General features: G+C 44.5%; 15 protein-coding genes. 12 read left to right on the top strand and 3 right to left on the bottom strand.

What is annotated here, in order from left to right:
* Nucleotides 1-65 precede the first annotated feature (65 nt).
* A complete protein-coding gene (locus ACHUFW_RS20575; protein ID WP_394205762.1) occupies nt 66-278 on the bottom strand; it encodes a dodecin in 213 nt (70 codons plus the stop codon).
* Between the two features lie 165 nt (nt 279-443).
* Here ACHUFW_RS20575 and ACHUFW_RS20570 point away from each other — a divergent pair, with 165 nt between their 5' ends.
* From ACHUFW_RS20570 to ACHUFW_RS20560, 3 genes are all read left to right on the top strand, one after another.
* Nucleotides 444-1397 (top strand): extracellular catalytic domain type 1 short-chain-length polyhydroxyalkanoate depolymerase, encoded by a 954-nt coding sequence (locus tag ACHUFW_RS20570; RefSeq protein ID WP_394205761.1) that lies wholly within the window; start codon nt 444-446, stop codon nt 1395-1397.
* A 187-nt stretch (nt 1398-1584) separates the two neighbouring features.
* On the top strand, nt 1585-3855 hold the full coding sequence (locus ACHUFW_RS20565; protein ID WP_394205760.1) for a TonB-dependent receptor: 2271 nt from the start codon (nt 1585-1587) through the stop codon (nt 3853-3855).
* 108 nt (nt 3856-3963) lie between these two features.
* Nucleotides 3964-4635, top strand: coding sequence for a response regulator transcription factor (locus tag ACHUFW_RS20560; RefSeq protein ID WP_394205759.1), 672 nt, complete (start codon nt 3964-3966; stop codon nt 4633-4635).
* 79 nt (nt 4636-4714) lie between these two features.
* Here the strand turns inward: ACHUFW_RS20560 and bluB are convergent, their stop codons facing one another.
* Together bluB and ACHUFW_RS20550 are read right to left on the bottom strand one after the other, a co-directional pair.
* On the bottom strand, nt 4715-5365 hold the full coding sequence (gene bluB / locus ACHUFW_RS20555; RefSeq protein WP_394205758.1) for a 5,6-dimethylbenzimidazole synthase: 651 nt from the start codon (nt 5363-5365) through the stop codon (nt 4715-4717).
* Between the two features lie 176 nt (nt 5366-5541).
* A complete protein-coding gene (locus tag ACHUFW_RS20550) occupies nt 5542-9000 on the bottom strand; it encodes a hybrid sensor histidine kinase/response regulator (RefSeq protein WP_394205757.1) in 3459 nt (1152 codons plus the stop codon).
* 185 nt (nt 9001-9185) lie between these two features.
* On the opposite strand from ACHUFW_RS20550, the gene ACHUFW_RS20545 reads away from it, so the two are divergent.
* The 9 genes from ACHUFW_RS20545 to ACHUFW_RS20505 all read left to right on the top strand — a co-directional run bounded on the left by ACHUFW_RS20545 (nt 9186) and on the right by ACHUFW_RS20505 (nt 18042).
* The gene (locus ACHUFW_RS20545; protein WP_394205756.1) at nt 9186-10439 is read left to right on the top strand and encodes an MFS transporter; all 1254 of its coding nucleotides are present in this window, start codon (nt 9186-9188) and stop codon (nt 10437-10439) included.
* Nucleotides 10427-11374, top strand: coding sequence for an alpha/beta hydrolase (locus ACHUFW_RS20540; RefSeq protein WP_394205755.1), 948 nt, complete (start codon nt 10427-10429; stop codon nt 11372-11374). The genes ACHUFW_RS20545 and ACHUFW_RS20540 overlap by 13 nt, the downstream gene beginning before the upstream one ends.
* 199 nt (nt 11375-11573) lie before the next feature.
* On the top strand, nt 11574-11777 hold the full coding sequence (locus ACHUFW_RS20535) for a hypothetical protein (protein WP_394205754.1): 204 nt from the start codon (nt 11574-11576) through the stop codon (nt 11775-11777).
* A gap of 1195 nt (nt 11778-12972) precedes the next feature.
* Nucleotides 12973-13923 carry a hypothetical protein gene (locus tag ACHUFW_RS20530; protein WP_394205753.1) on the top strand — a complete coding sequence of 317 codons (951 nt, stop codon included), beginning with the start codon at nt 12973-12975 and terminating at the stop codon, nt 13921-13923.
* Nucleotides 13913-14401 carry a hypothetical protein gene (locus tag ACHUFW_RS20525; RefSeq protein ID WP_394205752.1) on the top strand — a complete coding sequence of 163 codons (489 nt, stop codon included), beginning with the start codon at nt 13913-13915 and terminating at the stop codon, nt 14399-14401. The genes ACHUFW_RS20530 and ACHUFW_RS20525 overlap by 11 nt, the downstream gene beginning before the upstream one ends.
* Before the next feature lie 859 nt (nt 14402-15260).
* On the top strand, nt 15261-16175 hold the full coding sequence (locus ACHUFW_RS20520) for a restriction endonuclease (RefSeq protein WP_394205751.1): 915 nt from the start codon (nt 15261-15263) through the stop codon (nt 16173-16175).
* A gap of 149 nt (nt 16176-16324) precedes the next feature.
* Complete coding sequence (locus tag ACHUFW_RS20515) at nt 16325-16726, top strand: hypothetical protein (RefSeq protein ID WP_394205750.1); 402 nt, start codon at nt 16325-16327, stop codon at nt 16724-16726.
* Entirely contained in the window at nt 16713-17222 is a 510-nt protein-coding gene (locus ACHUFW_RS20510; RefSeq protein ID WP_394205749.1) for a hypothetical protein, read from the top strand. The genes ACHUFW_RS20515 and ACHUFW_RS20510 overlap by 14 nt, the downstream gene beginning before the upstream one ends.
* Before the next feature lie 598 nt (nt 17223-17820).
* The gene (locus ACHUFW_RS20505; protein ID WP_394205748.1) at nt 17821-18042 is read left to right on the top strand and encodes a hypothetical protein; all 222 of its coding nucleotides are present in this window, start codon (nt 17821-17823) and stop codon (nt 18040-18042) included.
* Nucleotides 18043-18141 lie beyond the last annotated feature (99 nt).

Genomic DNA, 18141 nt, shown 5'->3' with positions numbered 1-18141 from the left:
TCAAAGCAGCAATGAAGTCATCAAGTTAGACGATAAAAGCCAACAAACACTGTTGGCTTTTCTGTTTAAGCATGTTCTTCTAAAGTGAAACCCACTTTAATCGTAACCTGCCAATGGGCAATAACCCCAGCTTCAATATGACCTCGGGTTTCTACCACTTCAAACCAGCGCAAATGCTTTAATGACTGCCCGGCAGTGCTAATGGCATTTTTAATCGCATCATCAGAACTTAGCGGCGACGAACCAACAAGCTCAATCTTCTTATAAGTATGACTCATTTTGTGCTCCATATGCGCAGTATTAAGAGTCTTGAGTATAGTAATAAATCCAAACTTCGCCGTTTTTAGCCCACAAATCACCGCTATAGATCTAAAGTGCCATTGCTTGAAACCGATTTTTTCAGCAAGTTCGAAACACATACAGTTAAAAAGCGAACCTGCATTATGGCAATACTGTTTACACTTCAACACGCTAAAGGCGACCTAAGCTTAAAACGACCACTGTTTATCAGCCTATGTTTACTACTGACACTGGTCGTCAGCCCCAATGGCATTAGCCAGCCATTGCAAAATTTTGGTGACAACCCAGGTCAACTCAGTGGGCATTTAATTAAAGCTGAGCGCAGCGGCGCACCACTAGTGTTGATCCTGCATGGTTGTGAACAAGATGCGCTACAGTTCGCCAAACACAGCGGCTTTGCGTGGTTGGCGGCGAACAAACAGTTCAACTTATTGCTGCCTCAACAAGCAAAAACCAACAATATCAAACGTTGCTTTAATTGGTTCTCCCCTCAAGACACTGATAAAGATAGTGGCGAAATGTTATCGCTAAAAAACATGCTGCTGCACGCTCAGCAACAAACCCAAAGCACCACTACCTATATCATCGGCCTGTCAGCGGGCGGCGCGATGGCTAGCGCAATGATGATTCACTACCCAGAGATGTTTAAATCGGCGGCAATTATTGGCGGATTAGCCTATCCCTGCGCCGATACCCTAACCAAAGCCATTTCATGTATGCGCAGCGGCCCAGCAGTATCACCAAAGCAATTAGCGCAGCAAGTCAATGCTAAAGGCTCAGTTCAATGGCCTAGCTTATCGGTTTGGACCGGCGATAACGATGAAATAGTCAATCCTGTTAACGCGCAAGCAATCACTGAGCAATGGATAGCGCTACAACAACTCAGCGAACCGGCAAAACTCACTCAATCAGCAGGCTATCGCACCCAAACTTGGTACCAACAAGACCAGCCCGCTTTGCAATTAGTCCGCATAGAAAACTTGGGGCATGGCTTTCCCGTAAAGGGTGATAAACCAGGTGGCGGAACCCAAGACACTTATCTGCTGCCAAGTCCGATTAGCGCTGCAATCGCTATCACTAATTTCTGGCAAATTTAGCCCTAAAACAGACGTTACCAACCAAATAAAAAAGATTCAAAAGAGCAACATAAACATTTAAAAACAACAATTTAATAACATATACTACTATAGTACCGATTAATTTAGTTAACCATTGCTATAGAGTCATTAATAACCAAGACCAAGTAGTACCTAACCAAATAAAAGTACTAAACAGGGAACCTCTATGGACAAGAAAATAGTTAAATTAAGCAGCCTAGCATTGGCTATCACCGCGGCACTAAGCAGCCAAGCACTGCATGCTGAAGAAGAGATTGTCGTTAATGAAGCCACGCTTGAGCGCATCGAAGTTACAGCACGTAAAACTGCCGAGAGCTTACAAAATGTCCCTGTGGCCGTCACCTCAGTCAGTGCCGAACAACTGGCTGAAAACGGCATCACCGAAGTCATAGAGGTGCAACAATTCTCCCCTAACACCACCTTGCAGCGCAGCCGCGGTACCAACTCGACGCTTACGGCATTTATTCGTGGTGTTGGCCAAGAAGATCCACTTTGGGGCTATGAGCCAGGTGTCGGTATTTATATCGATGATGTCTATGTTGCTCGCCCACAAGGCGCTGTGTTAGATATCCTCGATGTACAGCGAGTTGAAGTATTGCGCGGACCACAAGGAACACTTTATGGCAAAAACACCATAGGTGGCGCGATAAAATATGTCACTCGTAAGATGACTGGTGATGCTGAATTTAGCCTACAAGGTACTTATGGTAGTTATCAGCAAACAGATTTTAAAATCGCAGGCCAATACCCTTTAGTTGACGACAAACTCTATTTTGGGTTTGCACTCGCAAGCCTGCAACGCGATGGTTACGGTGAATTCTTAAAATCGGCGCTACCGGGCCAAGATAAGGAAAACTACAACAAAGATGTGCTCGCTGGTCGATTAACCCTTGAGTACACGCCTACAGACGCATTATTCATGCGTCTCAACTACGATAAGACCGAAGATGAATCCAATGCCAAAGGTGGCTATCGATTACTGCCAAGTCTGTTAACTGATGCCCCAGTACCTGACAGTGTTTACGACTCCTACACCAGTATGCCGACGTGGAACAAGGTTGAGACTGAAGGCCTGAGCTTTACATTAGAGTACTTTATTAACGATGACTGGACCTTCAAGTCTGTTACCGCATCAAGGGAAAGCTACTCGCCGACCAACATTGATTTTGATAATACCGATCTGCGAATCTTCGATGTGCCTGCCATTTACGATGACGAACAGTTTTCGCAAGAATTTCAAGTTAACTACGACTCAGATAACCTGACTTTAGTCTCTGGGCTTTACTACTTTAAAGGTGACTCCTGCGGCCTGTTTGACGCCATTTTAGAAGAAGCTTTCATCGATTTCGGCGGCTTAACTCGTGAAGTCAGTGGTTGCAACAACAGTGAAAGTTATGCCGCATACGTGCAAGGCTCATATAACTTCACCGACAAGTTTTCTTTAACCTTAGGGGCACGTTATACCCAAGAAGAGAAACAGGCCACGGTCAACAATGGTGTTATCTTCGATAGTATTTACCCACAAACTGGCTGGTACCCAGGATTTGAGCGAGACGAAGACTTAATCGAAGCCAGTATTCCCACCGTATTAGATGACAGTGAAGATTGGAGCCGCTTTACCCCAAGGATCGGCGTTGAATATCAATACGACCAAGACATGATGTTCTTTGCCAGCTACTCACAGGGCTTTAAATCAGGCACCTTTAACCCAAGAGCCCAAGGACCAGAACCAGCAGTTGACCCAGAAGTTGTAGACTCGTACGAGATTGGTGTCAAAAGCGAATGGAATAACAATTTACGGGTTAACTTAACCGCATTCTATCTGGACCACAAAGACCGCCAATTTGTTACTGTATTGCCGGGTGAAGATGCCTCTGACCTAAACCAGCGTTTAGGTAACATCGGTACCTCAACCGCTAAAGGCCTCGAACTTGAGTTGCAATATGCTGCCACTGAATCCCTTAACCTATTCGGGACACTAGGCTTGATTGATTCTTCTTTTGAAGAAGTCATCTCCTATGATGAAGACGGTAACCAAATTGATATTAGCGATAGTTATACCGTGGCCAACACCCCAGATACCACCGCCAATGTCGGTTTTAACTATAACCTCGACACCGAAATAGGCGCGTTTGTTTTTAACGGCAATTACTATTATCGCAGCGAATATGACCTAACCGTTACCGACAGCTTATTGACCCAAGAAGGCTATGGCCTGCTTAACTTTGGCTTAAATTGGTATGGCAATGAAGGCAACTGGACTGCGGGTCTGCACTGGAAAAACGTCACTGATGAACAATACCTAGTCGGTACATACGCCTTTGTCACCCCAACCGATGACGGCGGTTACCTTCCTGGACTTGGTGGGGATAACACCTTAATTGGCTACTATGGCGATCCTCAGACCATTTCACTCACAGTGGGATACACCTTCTAAGGTGATGTAAATGACTGAATACTTGCAGCAAACATGCCGTTGCTTGTATTCAGTCATTTAGCCAGTAGTATAAGAGTTAATCATAAAGTTGCGCTAAAGGAGTTGCCAATGTCACATGCTAAAGTCGCTATCGCCGATGATCATCCACTGTTTCGTGCAGCGCTTAAACAGGCCGTTGAACAGAGCTTTGCGCAAACAGACATTTTAGAAGCTGAAACCTTTGAGCAACTCATTAAACTGGTCAAGGACAACCCAAGTTTAGAAGTGGTATTTCTCGACTTACATATGCCAGGTAACGATGGCTTTACCGGCTTAACTTTGCTGCAAAATCACTTTCCCGATTTGGTGGTGATTATGGTTTCATCTGATGATCAGGTGGAGATAATGCGCAAAGCCATCGACTTTGGTGCCAGCGCATTTATCCCTAAATCAGCCAACCTCACCGTAATAAGCTACGCGATTGAGCAAGTGCTAGAGGGTGAAATTTGGTTACCCGAGCATACCGAGATCAATATCGATCAACAAAGCGCAGCAGAACATCAAAGACTGGCAAGACAGTTGGCACAATTGACCCCCCAGCAATACACAGTGCTTGCCTGCATCGCCGATGGCCAACTAAATAAGCAAATTGCTTACGACTTGGATATTAAAGAAACCACAGTTAAAAAGCATGTTTCAGCCATCTTATTGAAGTTAGAAGTCTATAACCGCACTCAAGCAGGGTTAGTCTACCAACAGTTGATGATCACCTCGCCAGAAAATGAAGTGATTAGCGCCTAACAAAGAGCAGATTTAGCACTGTGTTATCACCAAGCTACATGAAAGGGAACAGCGCAGAATCTAAAACTGTCAGCCCTTGCTAGCTTTTAGGACGCCACTTCTCTTTGTGGATTAACTGATTAATATCTTCCCTTGGCAGCCAACCTAAAGACTCTAATTCAGGCTTTGTCTCAAATTGCGACACATAGCCTAAACACAAATAAGCGACGATATCCAAATGTTCAGGGATATCGAGTGCCTCTCTGAGCACGTCATCATGAATAATACTCACCCAACCTAAACCAATGTTTTCCGCTCTGGCTGCAAGCCACATATTTTGAATAGCACACACTGTGCTATAGAGATCCATTTCAGGCTTAATGGTGCGACCGATAACAACCGGCCCATTGCGATTTCGGTCGCAAGTCACGCAGATCCCAAGCGGTGCTTCTAAAATGCCTTCTAACTTGAAACTCTCATAATCACTGCGCTTATCTTGGGCAAACTGCTGTGCCGATTCTAAGCGGGCTTGTTCATAACCTTGCTTAATCACCCGTTTCGTTTGCTCTTGAGTCACTAAGATAAAGTCCCAAGGCTGCATGAAACCAACACTGGGGGCGTGATGCCCTGCTTGTAATATTCGCGCTAGCACATCATTAGGTATTTCATCAGCAAGGAAATCTTTGCGTACATCTCTGCGCGAATAAATAACCTTATAAAGCGCTTGTTTTTCAGCATCACTAATTTTCATAATCGGCCCAATAATCATTTACTGAGATTGTGCAACTAAAAAGGCAAGCTTACTAGCGCTGTAGCCGCAATTAGTCGGTTTTTGAAGCCTATATTTACTTAACGGAGCCGCCAAAACCAAACTGCTACCATCTGCCTAAAACTAACGCTTAAGTGTGAGTAGCTCATATCTAGCGCTTAAGCCAACTTTTTAATCAGACGTTTAAGGGCTATTGCTTTAAGGGGTTTACGCACAAATGCGAAACCAGCTTGGCTGGTATGCTCTCGCACTTGCTCGGAAGGGTCGGCAGAGCATACAACACAATGCTGTTTAGCTAGGCCAAATTCAGGGTGAGTTTGTAACAAGCCAGATAACAAATCGACACCATTTTTATCATCATCTAAATGGTAGTCAGCAATCACTAACTTGAGATCTACTGCGCCTTCTAGCAAGGCAGTAGCGGTGACCTCGTCACTGGCCGACAACACATGACAGCCCCACTGTGATAACTGTGAGCTGATTGCAGTGCGCATCAGCTCATCATTGTCGATAACCAATACGTTGATATCAAACTCTGCTGTTGCTGCTGGGGTGTCCTCACGGGGGAATGACAGCACATTCTTCGGTCGCTGCTGACCTGCAATACGGTCAACCAAAATCGAAAAGCATGTGCCCTTACCCAATACCGATTTAACCTTAATTCTATGCCCAAGTAGCTTGGCTATCCTATCGGATATAGCAAGGCCCAGGCCTAAACCAGGCACATCCCGAGTTTGCTCTAAGCGAGCAAACTCGGCAAAAATGCTATGTTGCTTATCGGCTGGAATACCTGGGCCATTATCCCAGACCTCAATTGCAACTTGGTTTGCCCTGCGGCGCACGCCTAGCACTACTCTCGCCTGTTCACCATCGGTGCGCTGCTTGGCTGGGGCATAATGACAAGCGTTAGACAAAAAGTTTTGGATCACCCGCCGCAGCATTTGCTGATCGCTATTGACCATACAACCACTGTATTGGTAGTGGAAATCTATCTGCTCTTGCTTAGCTATCACGCTAAACTCATTCGTTAACGTTGCCAGCAACTCATCAATGGCAAAATCATGCTTATCTACTTTGTTAGAGCTGCCATCGAGCCGTGATATCTCAACCAAGTCTGACAATAGGTTTTCCACCACATTAAGGGAATCTTCAATATGGGTCGCTAAATCAACCAACTCAGGGGATTTTACCCGCTGCTTCAACATGTCAGTAAATAGGGTTAATGCATTAAAAGGTTGCATTAAATCGTGACTGGCTGCTGCGAGAAAGCGGGTTTTAGAACTATTTGCCGCTTCTGCCTGGGCTTTGGCTTTAGCCAGCTCGTGAGTTCGGCTTGCAACCCGCCGCTCTAAGGTTTCATTGGCTTGTTGCAGCGCCTGCTCCGCTTCCACATGGCGAGTAATATCAGTAAAGGTACTGACAAAACCACCGCCGGGCATGGCTTGGCCACGGATCTCGAGCACGATGCCACTGGGTAAGGTACGCTGAAAATGATGACCATTGCCAGAGCGCATATAATCAATGCGTTTGGCAACCAGCATCTCAACCTCATCGCCAGTGATCACCCCGCGCTCAACATTAAACCGAATCAGCTCATCAATGGCGATGCCTGCCCGCACCAAATGTTTGGGATAATCAAGCAGCTCAATATAACGCTGATTCCAAGCAACAAGGCGCATATCGGCATCCACGACACTGATCCCTTGCTCGATGTTCTCAACCCCTGACTGCAACAGCTCGCGGTTGAACTCGAACATTTGACTGGCTTCATCAACAATACTGACCACATCTTCAAGGGGCACATCTTGGGAAAATGAAGCTGCTTTCATCACCATTCGCGTAGAAGCCGAACCCAATACCCCAGATAACTTTAGTCGCGTGTGGTCGATAAGCTCTTGATGTCGCTTAGCTTGGCCGCCTGCAGATTGCGGGTTACGGGCAATTTGCAATAACTTCTCTGCTTCTTGCTTATCAATAAATCGATGTAACAAGCTATACAAGTCATTGACTGACAAGTGCCGCTCAAACTGGCTTTGCTGACGATTTAAAAACAGTTCGGCCTGAATTGACTCACCAACACTGCGCATCGACAGTATTGAGATCACTACATAGCACAACAGGTTTGCTGACAGGCTATAAAACACCCCATGGGTAATCGGGTCAAGCCAATCCAAGCCAAACAGCGCGGTGGGTGTCAGCCAACTTATGGCAAAAGGCCCTAAATTGACCCAATCAGCATCAGCAAAAATCGCTGGCAACAATAAGGTATATGACCACAGTAAGCTACCGACAATCAGCCCGATCAATGCCCCTTTAGAGGTGGCTTGTCGCCAAAAAAGTGCCCCCACTGCTGCTGGAGCAAACTGCGACAACAACACAAATGACAGCAAACCAATACCCGCAAGATGATGCTGATGATCAACATAGCGCTCAAAGGCAAAGGCAAATAATAAAATGGCGGCTATCGAGGCACGACGAAGATTCAGCAACACGCCAGCAAGTTGCGGTGTTTGTTTTGCCTGAAATCGAGGTAGCTTGAGTAACATTGGGGTAAGCAGTTCGGTGGATATCATGGTACTTAGCACAATGGCCGCCATAATCACCATACTGGTTGCCGCAGCCAAGCCACCAATAAACACCACAACGCCTAACCAAGCTTGCTGATAAAACAGCGGCAAGGTCAGTACATAAGTATCTGCGTCAACACTGCCACCAGGAAAGCTCAACTGGCCAGCAATAGCAATGGGTAATACAAACACATTAATCAGAATCAGGTACAGTGGAAACAACCACCGGGCTGCCCTAAGCTCTTTCTCATGATGGTTTTCAATCATCATCATGTGGAACTCTTGTGGCAAAATAAAGATAGTGATGGCACCTAAAATCACTTGAGTTAGTACAAAGTAGCCACTGCTGGTCACTTGAGTTTGCGGTAAATTTTGCCGCTGAGCTAACAGATCGCCAAAGCCATCAAAAATAAAGTAAGTGGCAAAAATACCCACCGCAGTGAGAGCAAACAGTTTCACCACAGAGCTAAAGGCGATGGCTAACACTAGCCCTTGATTTTGTTTGTTGGCCACCACCTGCCTTGCACCAAACAAGATGCTAAAAACAATCAATACTAAGGTCACCACAAAGGCGGTACTGATCCCCGATTGAAAGGTGCCAGTGAGTAAATCAAAGCTGGTACTTATCGCCCGTAACTGCAACGCAATATAAGGAATAGTGCCAAGCATGGATACCACAGCCACCGTCGCTGCTATGGCTTGAGAGCGGTCGTACCGACAGGCAATGAAGTCGGCAATGGAAGTGAGGTTTTCAGCTTTAATGATCCGCAACATGCGCAATAACATCGGCCATGCCAGCACCAAACAAGCTATGGAGCCAATGTAGATGGGAGCCAGCCAAGCCCCAGTGGTTGCCGCTTGGCCCACGGTGCCATAAAACGCCCATGAAGAGCAGCTCACCCCAAGGGATAAGCTATAAACCCACGGGCGACTTAGCCACTTTTTGCTCGCTTGTCCCTGCCCCCACTGCGCTACCACAAACAGTAGGCCCAAATAGGCAATTGATAAGCCAGTAATCAACCAAGTATCTAACGATAACCACGCTAACAAGGACTATCTCCAACGGCAAAGCTCTGAAACTGATAGGTGTTCAAGTTACAGAAAATCAACTATTTAATAAAGCCAGCATAACATGGCTGTCGCGTTGAAGTAGTGCACTAAGGTAGTACTTATTTATGCCGTTGCTTTGGATAACCTAATGACTCTCTCTTTCAACGGATTTGAAGCACTTCACCATGAAAATAACCAATAAATATGTGGTCGAGACTCTTGTGTTCTTCAGCTATGTTCTATTTGCAATGGCGTGGGTTGGCGGTACTGCTAGCATGAGCCAAATCATGGCTAGCATGCAGATTGACAGCTTAGCATCAGCCAGTTTTATTAGTGGTGCGGTGACACTCGCCAAGATTGTCGGGACTTTCGGCGCGGCTTGGATAGCCATTAAATATGGCGTTAAATACGCATTCTTTATCGCCTCCATTTTGATTGTGATGGGGCTACTGACTCCTTATGCCCCCAACTATGAGTTACTGCTTATTAGTCGCTTTCTTATGGGGTTAGGTGGCGCCTTTATGATTGTGTATTTCAATCCCATCGTGATGCAGTTTTTTAGCTTAGCGCAAAGGCCCGTGATTAACGGTATCAACGCGGTAGCGTTTAACGTTGGCACCGCCATCGTATTGTGGCTAATGGCCGACATCAACCAATTAACCGGTAGTTGGCAAACCTCGCTACTGCTATTTTCAGTGGCAAGCTTAATACTGGCGTTACTGTGGCTCATGGTGCAATTTGAGTCGCAAGAAGACCCAAACAGCACAAGCCAAAGCCCTAATGGTGATACTGATACTGGTGAAAGTAACAGCCAGAGCAGCAACACCAAGGCACAGCCGCAAAACAGCAAAATTAGCCAGCCCTATATACAAGGCTTTAAGGACAGATTTAATTGGATTTATGGCTTCACCTACTCAGGTTTACTGACCTTCTATATCTGCCTATTTACCTTTTATCCTGAAGCGGGCATCAGCCAAAGTAAGTGGGTCATCGGCTTTGGGATTATCGGCACCATAGCGGGCATTATTTACAGCAAAAACCAACCTCTACGATTGCCAGTGATCAGATTGTCCGGCGTCATGATCACCCTCAATATTATTGGCTTATCTTTTATTGAACAGCCATGGTTGCAAACTTTATCAGCGATTACGCTAGGCTTTTTTATCTTTTTCCCTATCACCGCCTTGGTGTCGATTCCCCATGAACTACCTAACATGACAGGCGAGCGGATCACCGTCACCTTCAGCTTGTTCTACTCAATCAGTTACCTATTCTCAACCTTAATTCTCTGGGTATTTGGCAAGCTTGTGGATATCAACCAAGGTGACTACACGCTGTCATTTATCATGATAGCGATACTCAGTAGTACCTTTTTTATTGGTGGTTTCTTGTTGCCAGAAACCGGTAAACAAAAGGAGTTGTCAGCATGCGAGGCATAGTCTCCCCTAAACTGCATGAATTTCTCGCTACGGTGAATCAAACGATTGCCGAAGCTAAAGCGCAAAATATCCAATACACACCAGAACAGGTAAGAGCTAACCTAGACAAACTTGCGGCGTTTCTCAATAACAAGCCGGCACTCCCCTTGGTAGAGGACCGAGACTTTACCCTCCCCAACGGCAGCAAACTACCAGCGCGGATCTACAGCCCTAACCCAGATATCCCCTTGCCAGTGGTAATGCACTTTCACGGTGGCGGCCATATGTGTGGCAGTGTCGAGCTTTACGATCCCATTAGCCGCCAATTGGCCGCAACGGCACAATGTGTGGTTATCTGTGTTGAATACCGTTTAGCCCCAGAGCATCCCTACCCCGCAGGCGTTGAAGACTGCCAATATGCGCTTATCAACTACCAAGGTGTGTTGTCAGGTATTCGCCACGATGGCAGCATCTCGATTATGGGCGATAGCGCAGGCGGCGCCATCTGTACGACCTTAGCCATGAAGCGCGTGAACAATCCAGATATTCGTATCGACAAACAGATATTGATCTACCCCAGTGTCGACTACACCATGGCTAGCCCTTCTTATGACGACAATGGTGAAGGTTTTTTACTGGAAAAATCGCGGGTTCAATGGTACTTCGAGCAATATTTTGGCCAGCCACTCACGCTCGACTCCCCCATAAAACAAGCCTCAGCCTTATTCGGGCCCTTTAACCGCGACATGCCCGCAACCTTAGTTTTTACCGCCGGTTGCGATCCACTGCGTGATGAAGGAATTGCCTATGTCGATGCGATGCAACGAGCCGAAGCCAAGGTTGAACATGTCCACTTTGACGACATGATCCATGCCTATATGCTGCTGCAAGACCTCGTCAGCGAGGAGTGCCAAGCAACCTACCAGCGTATTGGTCGGTTTTTGAATGCAGATTAAATTGTCGGTATTCTTGTATAGCGGTTTTAGCTAGGGGCTTCGCAACCAGAATTGAATACCTCGTTCAAATCCTAGAAACACAGCATGTTTAACTCTATAATATGCCAGCGATGAGTAGTTCATCTCAAAAAAGCTCAGTCACACAATAAACAATAAAAATTTACTGCTTCAAAGCCTTTTACCACCTGGAGTTTAAATAATGAAAAGTGAAATTATACTTTTTTTCGAACGAAATCCTATTCGCAGCTACGAAACCGAAGATATTTACATCAATCGCATAACTGAAATCGCAATCAGTGAAAAACTCGATCTTATGGGCTTTTTCAGTACGTTAAATGACAAGTTTCCACAACGTTGGAAGCTTATTGCAGAATTGAGTGATAAACAATTAGACAATAAATAACACTAACTCTAGCTCATCCCCTCTCCGCGGGTTTGCTCGTTGATCAATTGATATTGAGAACTGCACGTCAGAGGGGAAAGCTAAGCCACAGATAAAGTGGTAGGCCCTTAACTTATTAGATAAAAGCCTTTAGTCAGAAATCTATAACCAGCCATTATTTATCTTTGCACTTATCCTCCTGATGATAAGTCAAAAAATCTCGCCTCCAGCGGGGGAATGTACAGATGCTACTGTGACACGCGGTAAATATATCCCTATACGCGCTGCACCACGTCCTGTGGTCGAAGGTCACTGTCGCATCTGCACTGGGTTAAATCTCTCTTCGATTTAACCTTTGTGTGTGAAACTCAAAAAGCTCCTATCACTAGGCTACGAAGCAATAGTTACCTAGTGTGAACACGGCTGTGACCTTCCGTGACAGGACGTCACGGCAGCGCATACAGGGATTGTACTTGCTGCGTGTCACAGCAGTGTTTACACAAGCCCTAGCGGCCAGCGGTTATTGGATATTATCTTGTCGATAATATGTAAGGAGTTTTGCCGCCATCGGGCTGGTAGAAATCATCATGCTGATGATAAGTCGAATAGTTTCGCCTCCAGCGGGGAATGTGCAGATGCGATTGTGACACGCGGTGAATATATCCCTATACGCTCTGCGACCACGTCCTGTGGTCGAAGGTCACAATCGCATCTGCACTGGGTTAACTGTCTCTTCGATTTAGCCTTTTGGGTATCGAAAATGATTGGGAGGAAGAAATAGAATAAGTAGTAAGAACTGTAAGGCGGGTAAAGGGTTAAACTTGACCGCTTTTAATGACCCGCCATAAATACATCCATGTAGGCTTCACGGTGACATCTGATGTGAAGGGATTCACAAATGCCGCGGTGGCATGGATGCCAAGGAGCAGCCAATTTTAGTTGACCACTATATTCTTATCACTTTATTGCTCACTAGAAGTATATGGACTGCTAGATGTTGACGTAAGTAGGCAAGTCGTTCCCCAAGGCGTCATCACCATTATTGATGGTTCTGCGAGTAAACAATGGCTGACTATAAGTTTTTGGAGGGCTACCTGTATAGCGGAGTAGTTTGTTCGGTCAGCTATCCTTATAGACTATATACAGCTTAGAAATACCTTGTACACTATTGAATTGCGCTGGAATCTCTATATTTGGTGCGGATTATGATTAGGGAATGATTTTACTTAGCTTAAAAAGGATTTTACAAGTGAGCACTTTGAATAGAGGTAGTTGGCAGCAGAAACAGCTAAACACTAAACTTGAACACACATTAGATAAGGAAAAGTTGTTTAAATCGATAGATGCGGATATTCAGTTATCTGGTGCAGGTATTATCTATATTGATGAGAACATGACGGTTGTTAAATTAAGGGAATTTCAGCCAGTTTGTCGTGTTGAGCCTGTGCACATCATTCTTAGAGAGCCTCCAAAGTTTACCTCGCAAAATCAATTTATCGGCGGACTAAAGCATAGTGCTAGTAATGTACGTGAAAGTCGCCTAGTTTCAGAGCTAGTTGGAACAACTTTAGCCTGTGGGGGAGCGGTGCTTTCTTGGGTTGTATTTTCTGCATCGACGGCAGCAACACCAATTACGTTAGGTAGTAGTTCCGTCGTTTCTGTTTTATCACTAGGTGCAGCTACAGCGACTACTGCTCAATGTGTAAATGGAATTGTGAGAAACGGCTCAGAAGCTTTTGCACCAGGTGTCAACGATTGGTTAGATTCACAAGATTGGTACTTAACGACGGTTTCAGCGCTGGACTATATTTCTTTAGCAGGTGCTACAGCATCTGGAGCAATAGCTTTAAGAACTCTCAAGCTAGCGCAGGCTAATGGGGTTGGCTTAAAACAGTTACTAGCTAACAAGTCGAGACAGCAGCGAAAACGTATCACTCAAGAGATTATTAGGATGAAAGTGCCTAATATTTCCGGAAAAATGCTCAAAAAAATGATAAAAAATGGAAACGTGCCTAAACGTTTCAGCAATATTGAGATCACCAATGAATTGCGAACACGGTTAAGAGATTCAGTAGCAGCAGCGATGGCTTTCACTGGTAGCGCCTTTAATGGTGAAGTTAAAGGTTTGGCTATTGGAGTCTATGAAGGTATACGTCGTGAATATTGAAAATCTCAAAATCAGTGAGTCTGTCCCCAAGTTAAAGTACGTTTTTGCTGTGGTTAGCGGCATTATGGCTGCAATTTTTTGCTATAGCACTTTAGCAATTCTGCTGAGTTTTGTTTTGTTTCCTTACGAGCATATTGAAGAAGTTGGACCAAGATACATTGTAATCATGTTAGGAATATTTCCCATTATTGGTATTGGAGTGGGGTTATCTTTTGGACGGCTTTGGGCAAGAACAGTTATACGTGGATTAGCCATTTTGGCGCTGTTAGTATGCTTAGCGAGTGTTGTCTTGGTTGGGCAATCATCAGCTAATAGTTTTAGTCATTCTCAATGGTTGTTTATTTCTGTTTGCGGTTTTTTCGCGCTAATGGCTTTGATACTTAGCTTTTCAAAGCTATTTTCAACTAGCCTGCATGTAATGCGCAGGCACAGGAGGCGACGCATAAAGGCAGAGTTTTATTTAAAAACGCTGCGGTAAAGATTGGTCGCTGTTGATAGGTAACAAAGCGAATATAAAAGCATTACAAAACATTAGACAGCCATTGTTAATGGCGGAAGCGTTTAGCCATTACTGTGAACATCTAAATAAGCGAAGGCGACATTTCTCAAGTAGCCGTCAGTTATTCCCCATGATTGGTGGGGAGTTATCGCCTCTAACGGGGAGTTTGCAATCATCATGCTGATGATAAGTCGAAAAACTGCGCCTCCAGCGGGGTTTGTGCAGATACTTTTTCGGCACGCTGTGAACCCTTCCATGGGCGCTCTGCGACAGCATCCATGCTGTCAAAGGCCTCAACCGTATCTGCACCGAGTTAACTGTCTCTTCGATTTAGCCTTTCTGGATGAAACTCTAAAAGCTCTTATCACTAGGCTATGAAGCAATAGCCACCTGATGTGAACACGGCTGTCACCGAGAGTCAACGCATGTTCACACTGGGATATTTATCTCTTCGATTTAACCTTTTGGGTATCGAAAATGATTGGAAAGAGATAAGAGAAGACGTGATAAAAGCTTGGAAAAGAATGGGGTCAAAAAGTTTAATCTGACCCAAGTTTTACAATTCACGATTTGTTATTGCGGCGTGTAAATAAGTTATGTAAATTCAGTAATATGAAAGTGTGCAGCCACTCTCGTTTATAAGAGTTACTGAGATAACATGCAAGCAAAGCGTGCATGCGCGTTTCTACCGAAAGTGTATTGAATACAATTTTGCAGGTTCTTTGTTATTGAGTTGTTTTGAATAGATTTTTAGCTGAAATTTGAGTGCACGCTTTCTCAACCGGGCTTGGCAAAACGCGCAAGCCGTATATACAAATGTTAGCCCTTAGGAGGAATTGTGAAAAAAGGTACTTCATTTGAACTTCTTGCAAAAAATATATTTGAGAAGTTATCTCGAGACTCAAAGTACGAAACCGTTGAACACAATGTAAAGTTGATGGGGCAAGATGGGCCTAGGCAAATAGACGTACTAATAACGGCAAATGTTGCTGGTTTGACTCTTAAAACAATAATTGAGTGCAAGGATTATCGTTCAAAAATTTCGGTCGGGAAAATAGACGCACTTCATTCGGTAATGCTTGATGTCAATGCAAACAAAGCCGTTATGGTTTCAACTAATGGATTCTCTAAAACTGCAATAAAGAAAGCTGAACGCTTAGGTATATCGTTATTTACAGCTCATCAAGCACTAAAAGAAGATTGGTCGATAGAATTAGAAATACCAGTGAATGTCAAAGAGGTTCTTCCGATTAAGGTTAACCCTAAATTTATTGCGAAGTTTAGTAAGGGTGATACCTTTCATAAGGAGTCTGTTTATATAATTAATGATGTTAATATAATGGATGAATTTCAGAGGCAATGGAAAGAAGGCGTATTTGGTGGCGTGGATCACGTTGATCAAGGAGTATACTCTTTTGAAATACCTGGGCTAGAGGAACCTTTTTATTTTAGGAGTGTGACTGGCCAAAAGATGTTTTTGGAAGAGCTTAATATCGAATATAAAGTTCAGGTCGGTTATTACTGTGGTTATCTTGATCAACAAGAAAATACTAAAGTGCTACATGATATTATAGAAAGGAAAACTCAAGTGTTTTTTGAGTCAACTTCCCTTTTTAACTACAGGGAAAACTTTCAATATAGCTCAAAACAGCTCTTTCCTGAAGGAAGTTCTTTCTCAGTGGAGTGTATGGCAAAACCAGCCTTCCATTTTACAGCTGGAACGCTGAACATTGGCAGGATTGAAAAGGGCTAACAATAAATTTAAGAGTGATTCACAACGCTTGGCGCCCTCACTTCAAGTCAGTTTAGTGTTGATGGCACAATGCTTTAGGTAAGGTGGTTGCGTTGTTCGCACCTTAATTTGGCGTTAAGTTTCTTTAGCTGTGTATCAAGGATAGATAGATGACAAAAATAGCTTTACCAATTATATGCGCATTGATATCTGGTGTGGTTGCGGTATTCGTGTCCAACCACCAGTTAATGGAATTCCAAGTGAAACAATCGAAGATTAATACGTTGAATAAGATTTTCGGTCATAGATATGTGCTTTATGAAGATTCATGCGTTACCGCAGAGGCCGATAGAATCCTATTTTCTGCACTCGGTGAGGCTGCAATACTCTTCGGGAACTCCAAGGAGGTCGTTGGAGCACTAGAGAATCTCAGGGTCTCCATTAACGCTGATGATTTTAGTGAGTCTGATTTAAACAAACTCCATCGAGCGATGATGAGTGATCTTGGAATACAAACTTCTGACTACGTGTTAATGAAGGCGCCAGTAAGGCGCTCTTGTGGCGAAACTTAACAAGTCCAATCAGAAATGCGAACTGCGTGCGCGGGATCTCGCTACGCTCGGCCCCTGTTGGGGCGTTGGGTGTCTTTGGAAATGGAGTGTTCTTTTGACGAATGAATTAAAAAATACATTTTGGTCAAATTTAAAAACTACTCTGAAGTTTATAGGTATTGTCGTTTTCGGATTAAGCACAATGATTATGCTAAGCGCTTACCAAGAAGAAAATTACGATGATTTATACTTCCCAATTTACTTTTTGGCATTTTTGCCTGTCATATTAGTTGGTGTATTTACGTATACTAAATTAAAAAGTTCGGACGTTAATAAATACCTATGTAGTATTCTTTTTGCCATGGCGATTACAGCAAGTACGTTTGTTCTATATATAATTGGTCACTACATAGATGCCACAGAATTGGATTTGAGGTTCATTAAAGTTATGTCTTTGATAGCCTTTGTAACTATGTCATTAATTTATCTACAGCTACCGTGGAAAAACGACGCATAACAAGAGACTATGGTTTTAGTTCCGGGGGGTATTTTGTGTTGCTTCTTCCCCCGCTGGCAGGCGAAATCCTTTCCAGCACTCATCAAGAAGATGACAACCAATCACGGTGTCATAAACTCTAGATCTCCCACAAAACATAGCCAAATCGAAGAGGTAAATATCCCAGTGTGAACATGCGTTGACTCTTGGCGACAGGCTGTTCCTTGGCATCCCTGCCACCACGGCATTTGTGAATCCGTTCACATCAGGGCGCCGTGAAGCCTACATGGATGTATTTAAACAACATCCCTGTTTAATGGCCAGTTCGGCATCCATGCCTCTCGTTCATAAGCACAGTCGTTAGCACGACTATTCACCGTGTCATAAATGCAATCATACATCCCCCCGCTGGAGGCGAAACCCTTTCCAGAACCCATCAGGAAAATGACAACCAATCACACAGGGAGAAATTTTGGTTCTTTCGCAAAATAAGCTCAATTCGAAGAGACAATTAACCCGGTGTGAACATGCGTTGACTCTCGGTGACAGGCCGCTCCTTGGCATCCCTGCCATCACGACATTTGTGAATCCTTTCACATCAGGTCACCGTGAAGCCTACATGGATGTATTTACGGCGGGTCATAAGCGCGTTCGCACATACCCCGCTGGAGGCGCAGTTTTTCGGCTTATCATCAGCATGATAATGGCAAGCCCCCCGCTGGAAGCGACCCCCTTTCCAGCCCCCATCAGCAAGATGACAACCACATTCCCCGCTGCAGGCGATACTCCCCGTAGAAAGCGATACTCTTCGCCAAGAGACAACTCCCCCAGCGAAGACTAAAACTAACAGCTTACGCTGCTAGCAGTTTGGCCATTCTCTCTTTGGCTTCACACTCTTCATCATGCTCAGCAATGGATACGAAGAAATGCTCTGTTGTGG

The organism is Shewanella waksmanii (assembly GCF_043643685.1).
In the GTDB taxonomy this organism is placed as follows: Bacteria; Pseudomonadota; Gammaproteobacteria; order Enterobacterales; family Shewanellaceae; genus Shewanella; species Shewanella waksmanii_A.
This window is presented reverse-complemented; position numbering and strand designations above follow the sequence as displayed.

Coding starts and splice junctions, on each gene's coding strand:
- bluB (WP_394205758.1), bottom strand. CDS start 5,365: ATGAAAATTAGTGATGCTGAAAAACAAGCGCTTTATAAGGTTATTTAT.
- ACHUFW_RS20540 (WP_394205755.1), top strand. CDS start 10,427: ATGCGAGGCATAGTCTCCCCTAAACTGCATGAATTTCTCGCTACGGTG.
- ACHUFW_RS20560 (WP_394205759.1), top strand. CDS start 3,964: ATGTCACATGCTAAAGTCGCTATCGCCGATGATCATCCACTGTTTCGT.
- ACHUFW_RS20530 (WP_394205753.1), top strand. CDS start 12,973: ATGATTTTACTTAGCTTAAAAAGGATTTTACAAGTGAGCACTTTGAAT.
- ACHUFW_RS20565 (WP_394205760.1), top strand. CDS start 1,585: ATGGACAAGAAAATAGTTAAATTAAGCAGCCTAGCATTGGCTATCACC.
- ACHUFW_RS20545 (WP_394205756.1), top strand. CDS start 9,186: ATGAAAATAACCAATAAATATGTGGTCGAGACTCTTGTGTTCTTCAGC.
- ACHUFW_RS20570 (WP_394205761.1), top strand. CDS start 444: ATGGCAATACTGTTTACACTTCAACACGCTAAAGGCGACCTAAGCTTA.
- ACHUFW_RS20515 (WP_394205750.1), top strand. CDS start 16,325: ATGACAAAAATAGCTTTACCAATTATATGCGCATTGATATCTGGTGTG.
- ACHUFW_RS20575 (WP_394205762.1), bottom strand. CDS start 278: ATGAGTCATACTTATAAGAAGATTGAGCTTGTTGGTTCGTCGCCGCTA.
- ACHUFW_RS20505 (WP_394205748.1), top strand. CDS start 17,821: ATGGATGTATTTACGGCGGGTCATAAGCGCGTTCGCACATACCCCGCT.
- ACHUFW_RS20535 (WP_394205754.1), top strand. CDS start 11,574: ATGAAAAGTGAAATTATACTTTTTTTCGAACGAAATCCTATTCGCAGC.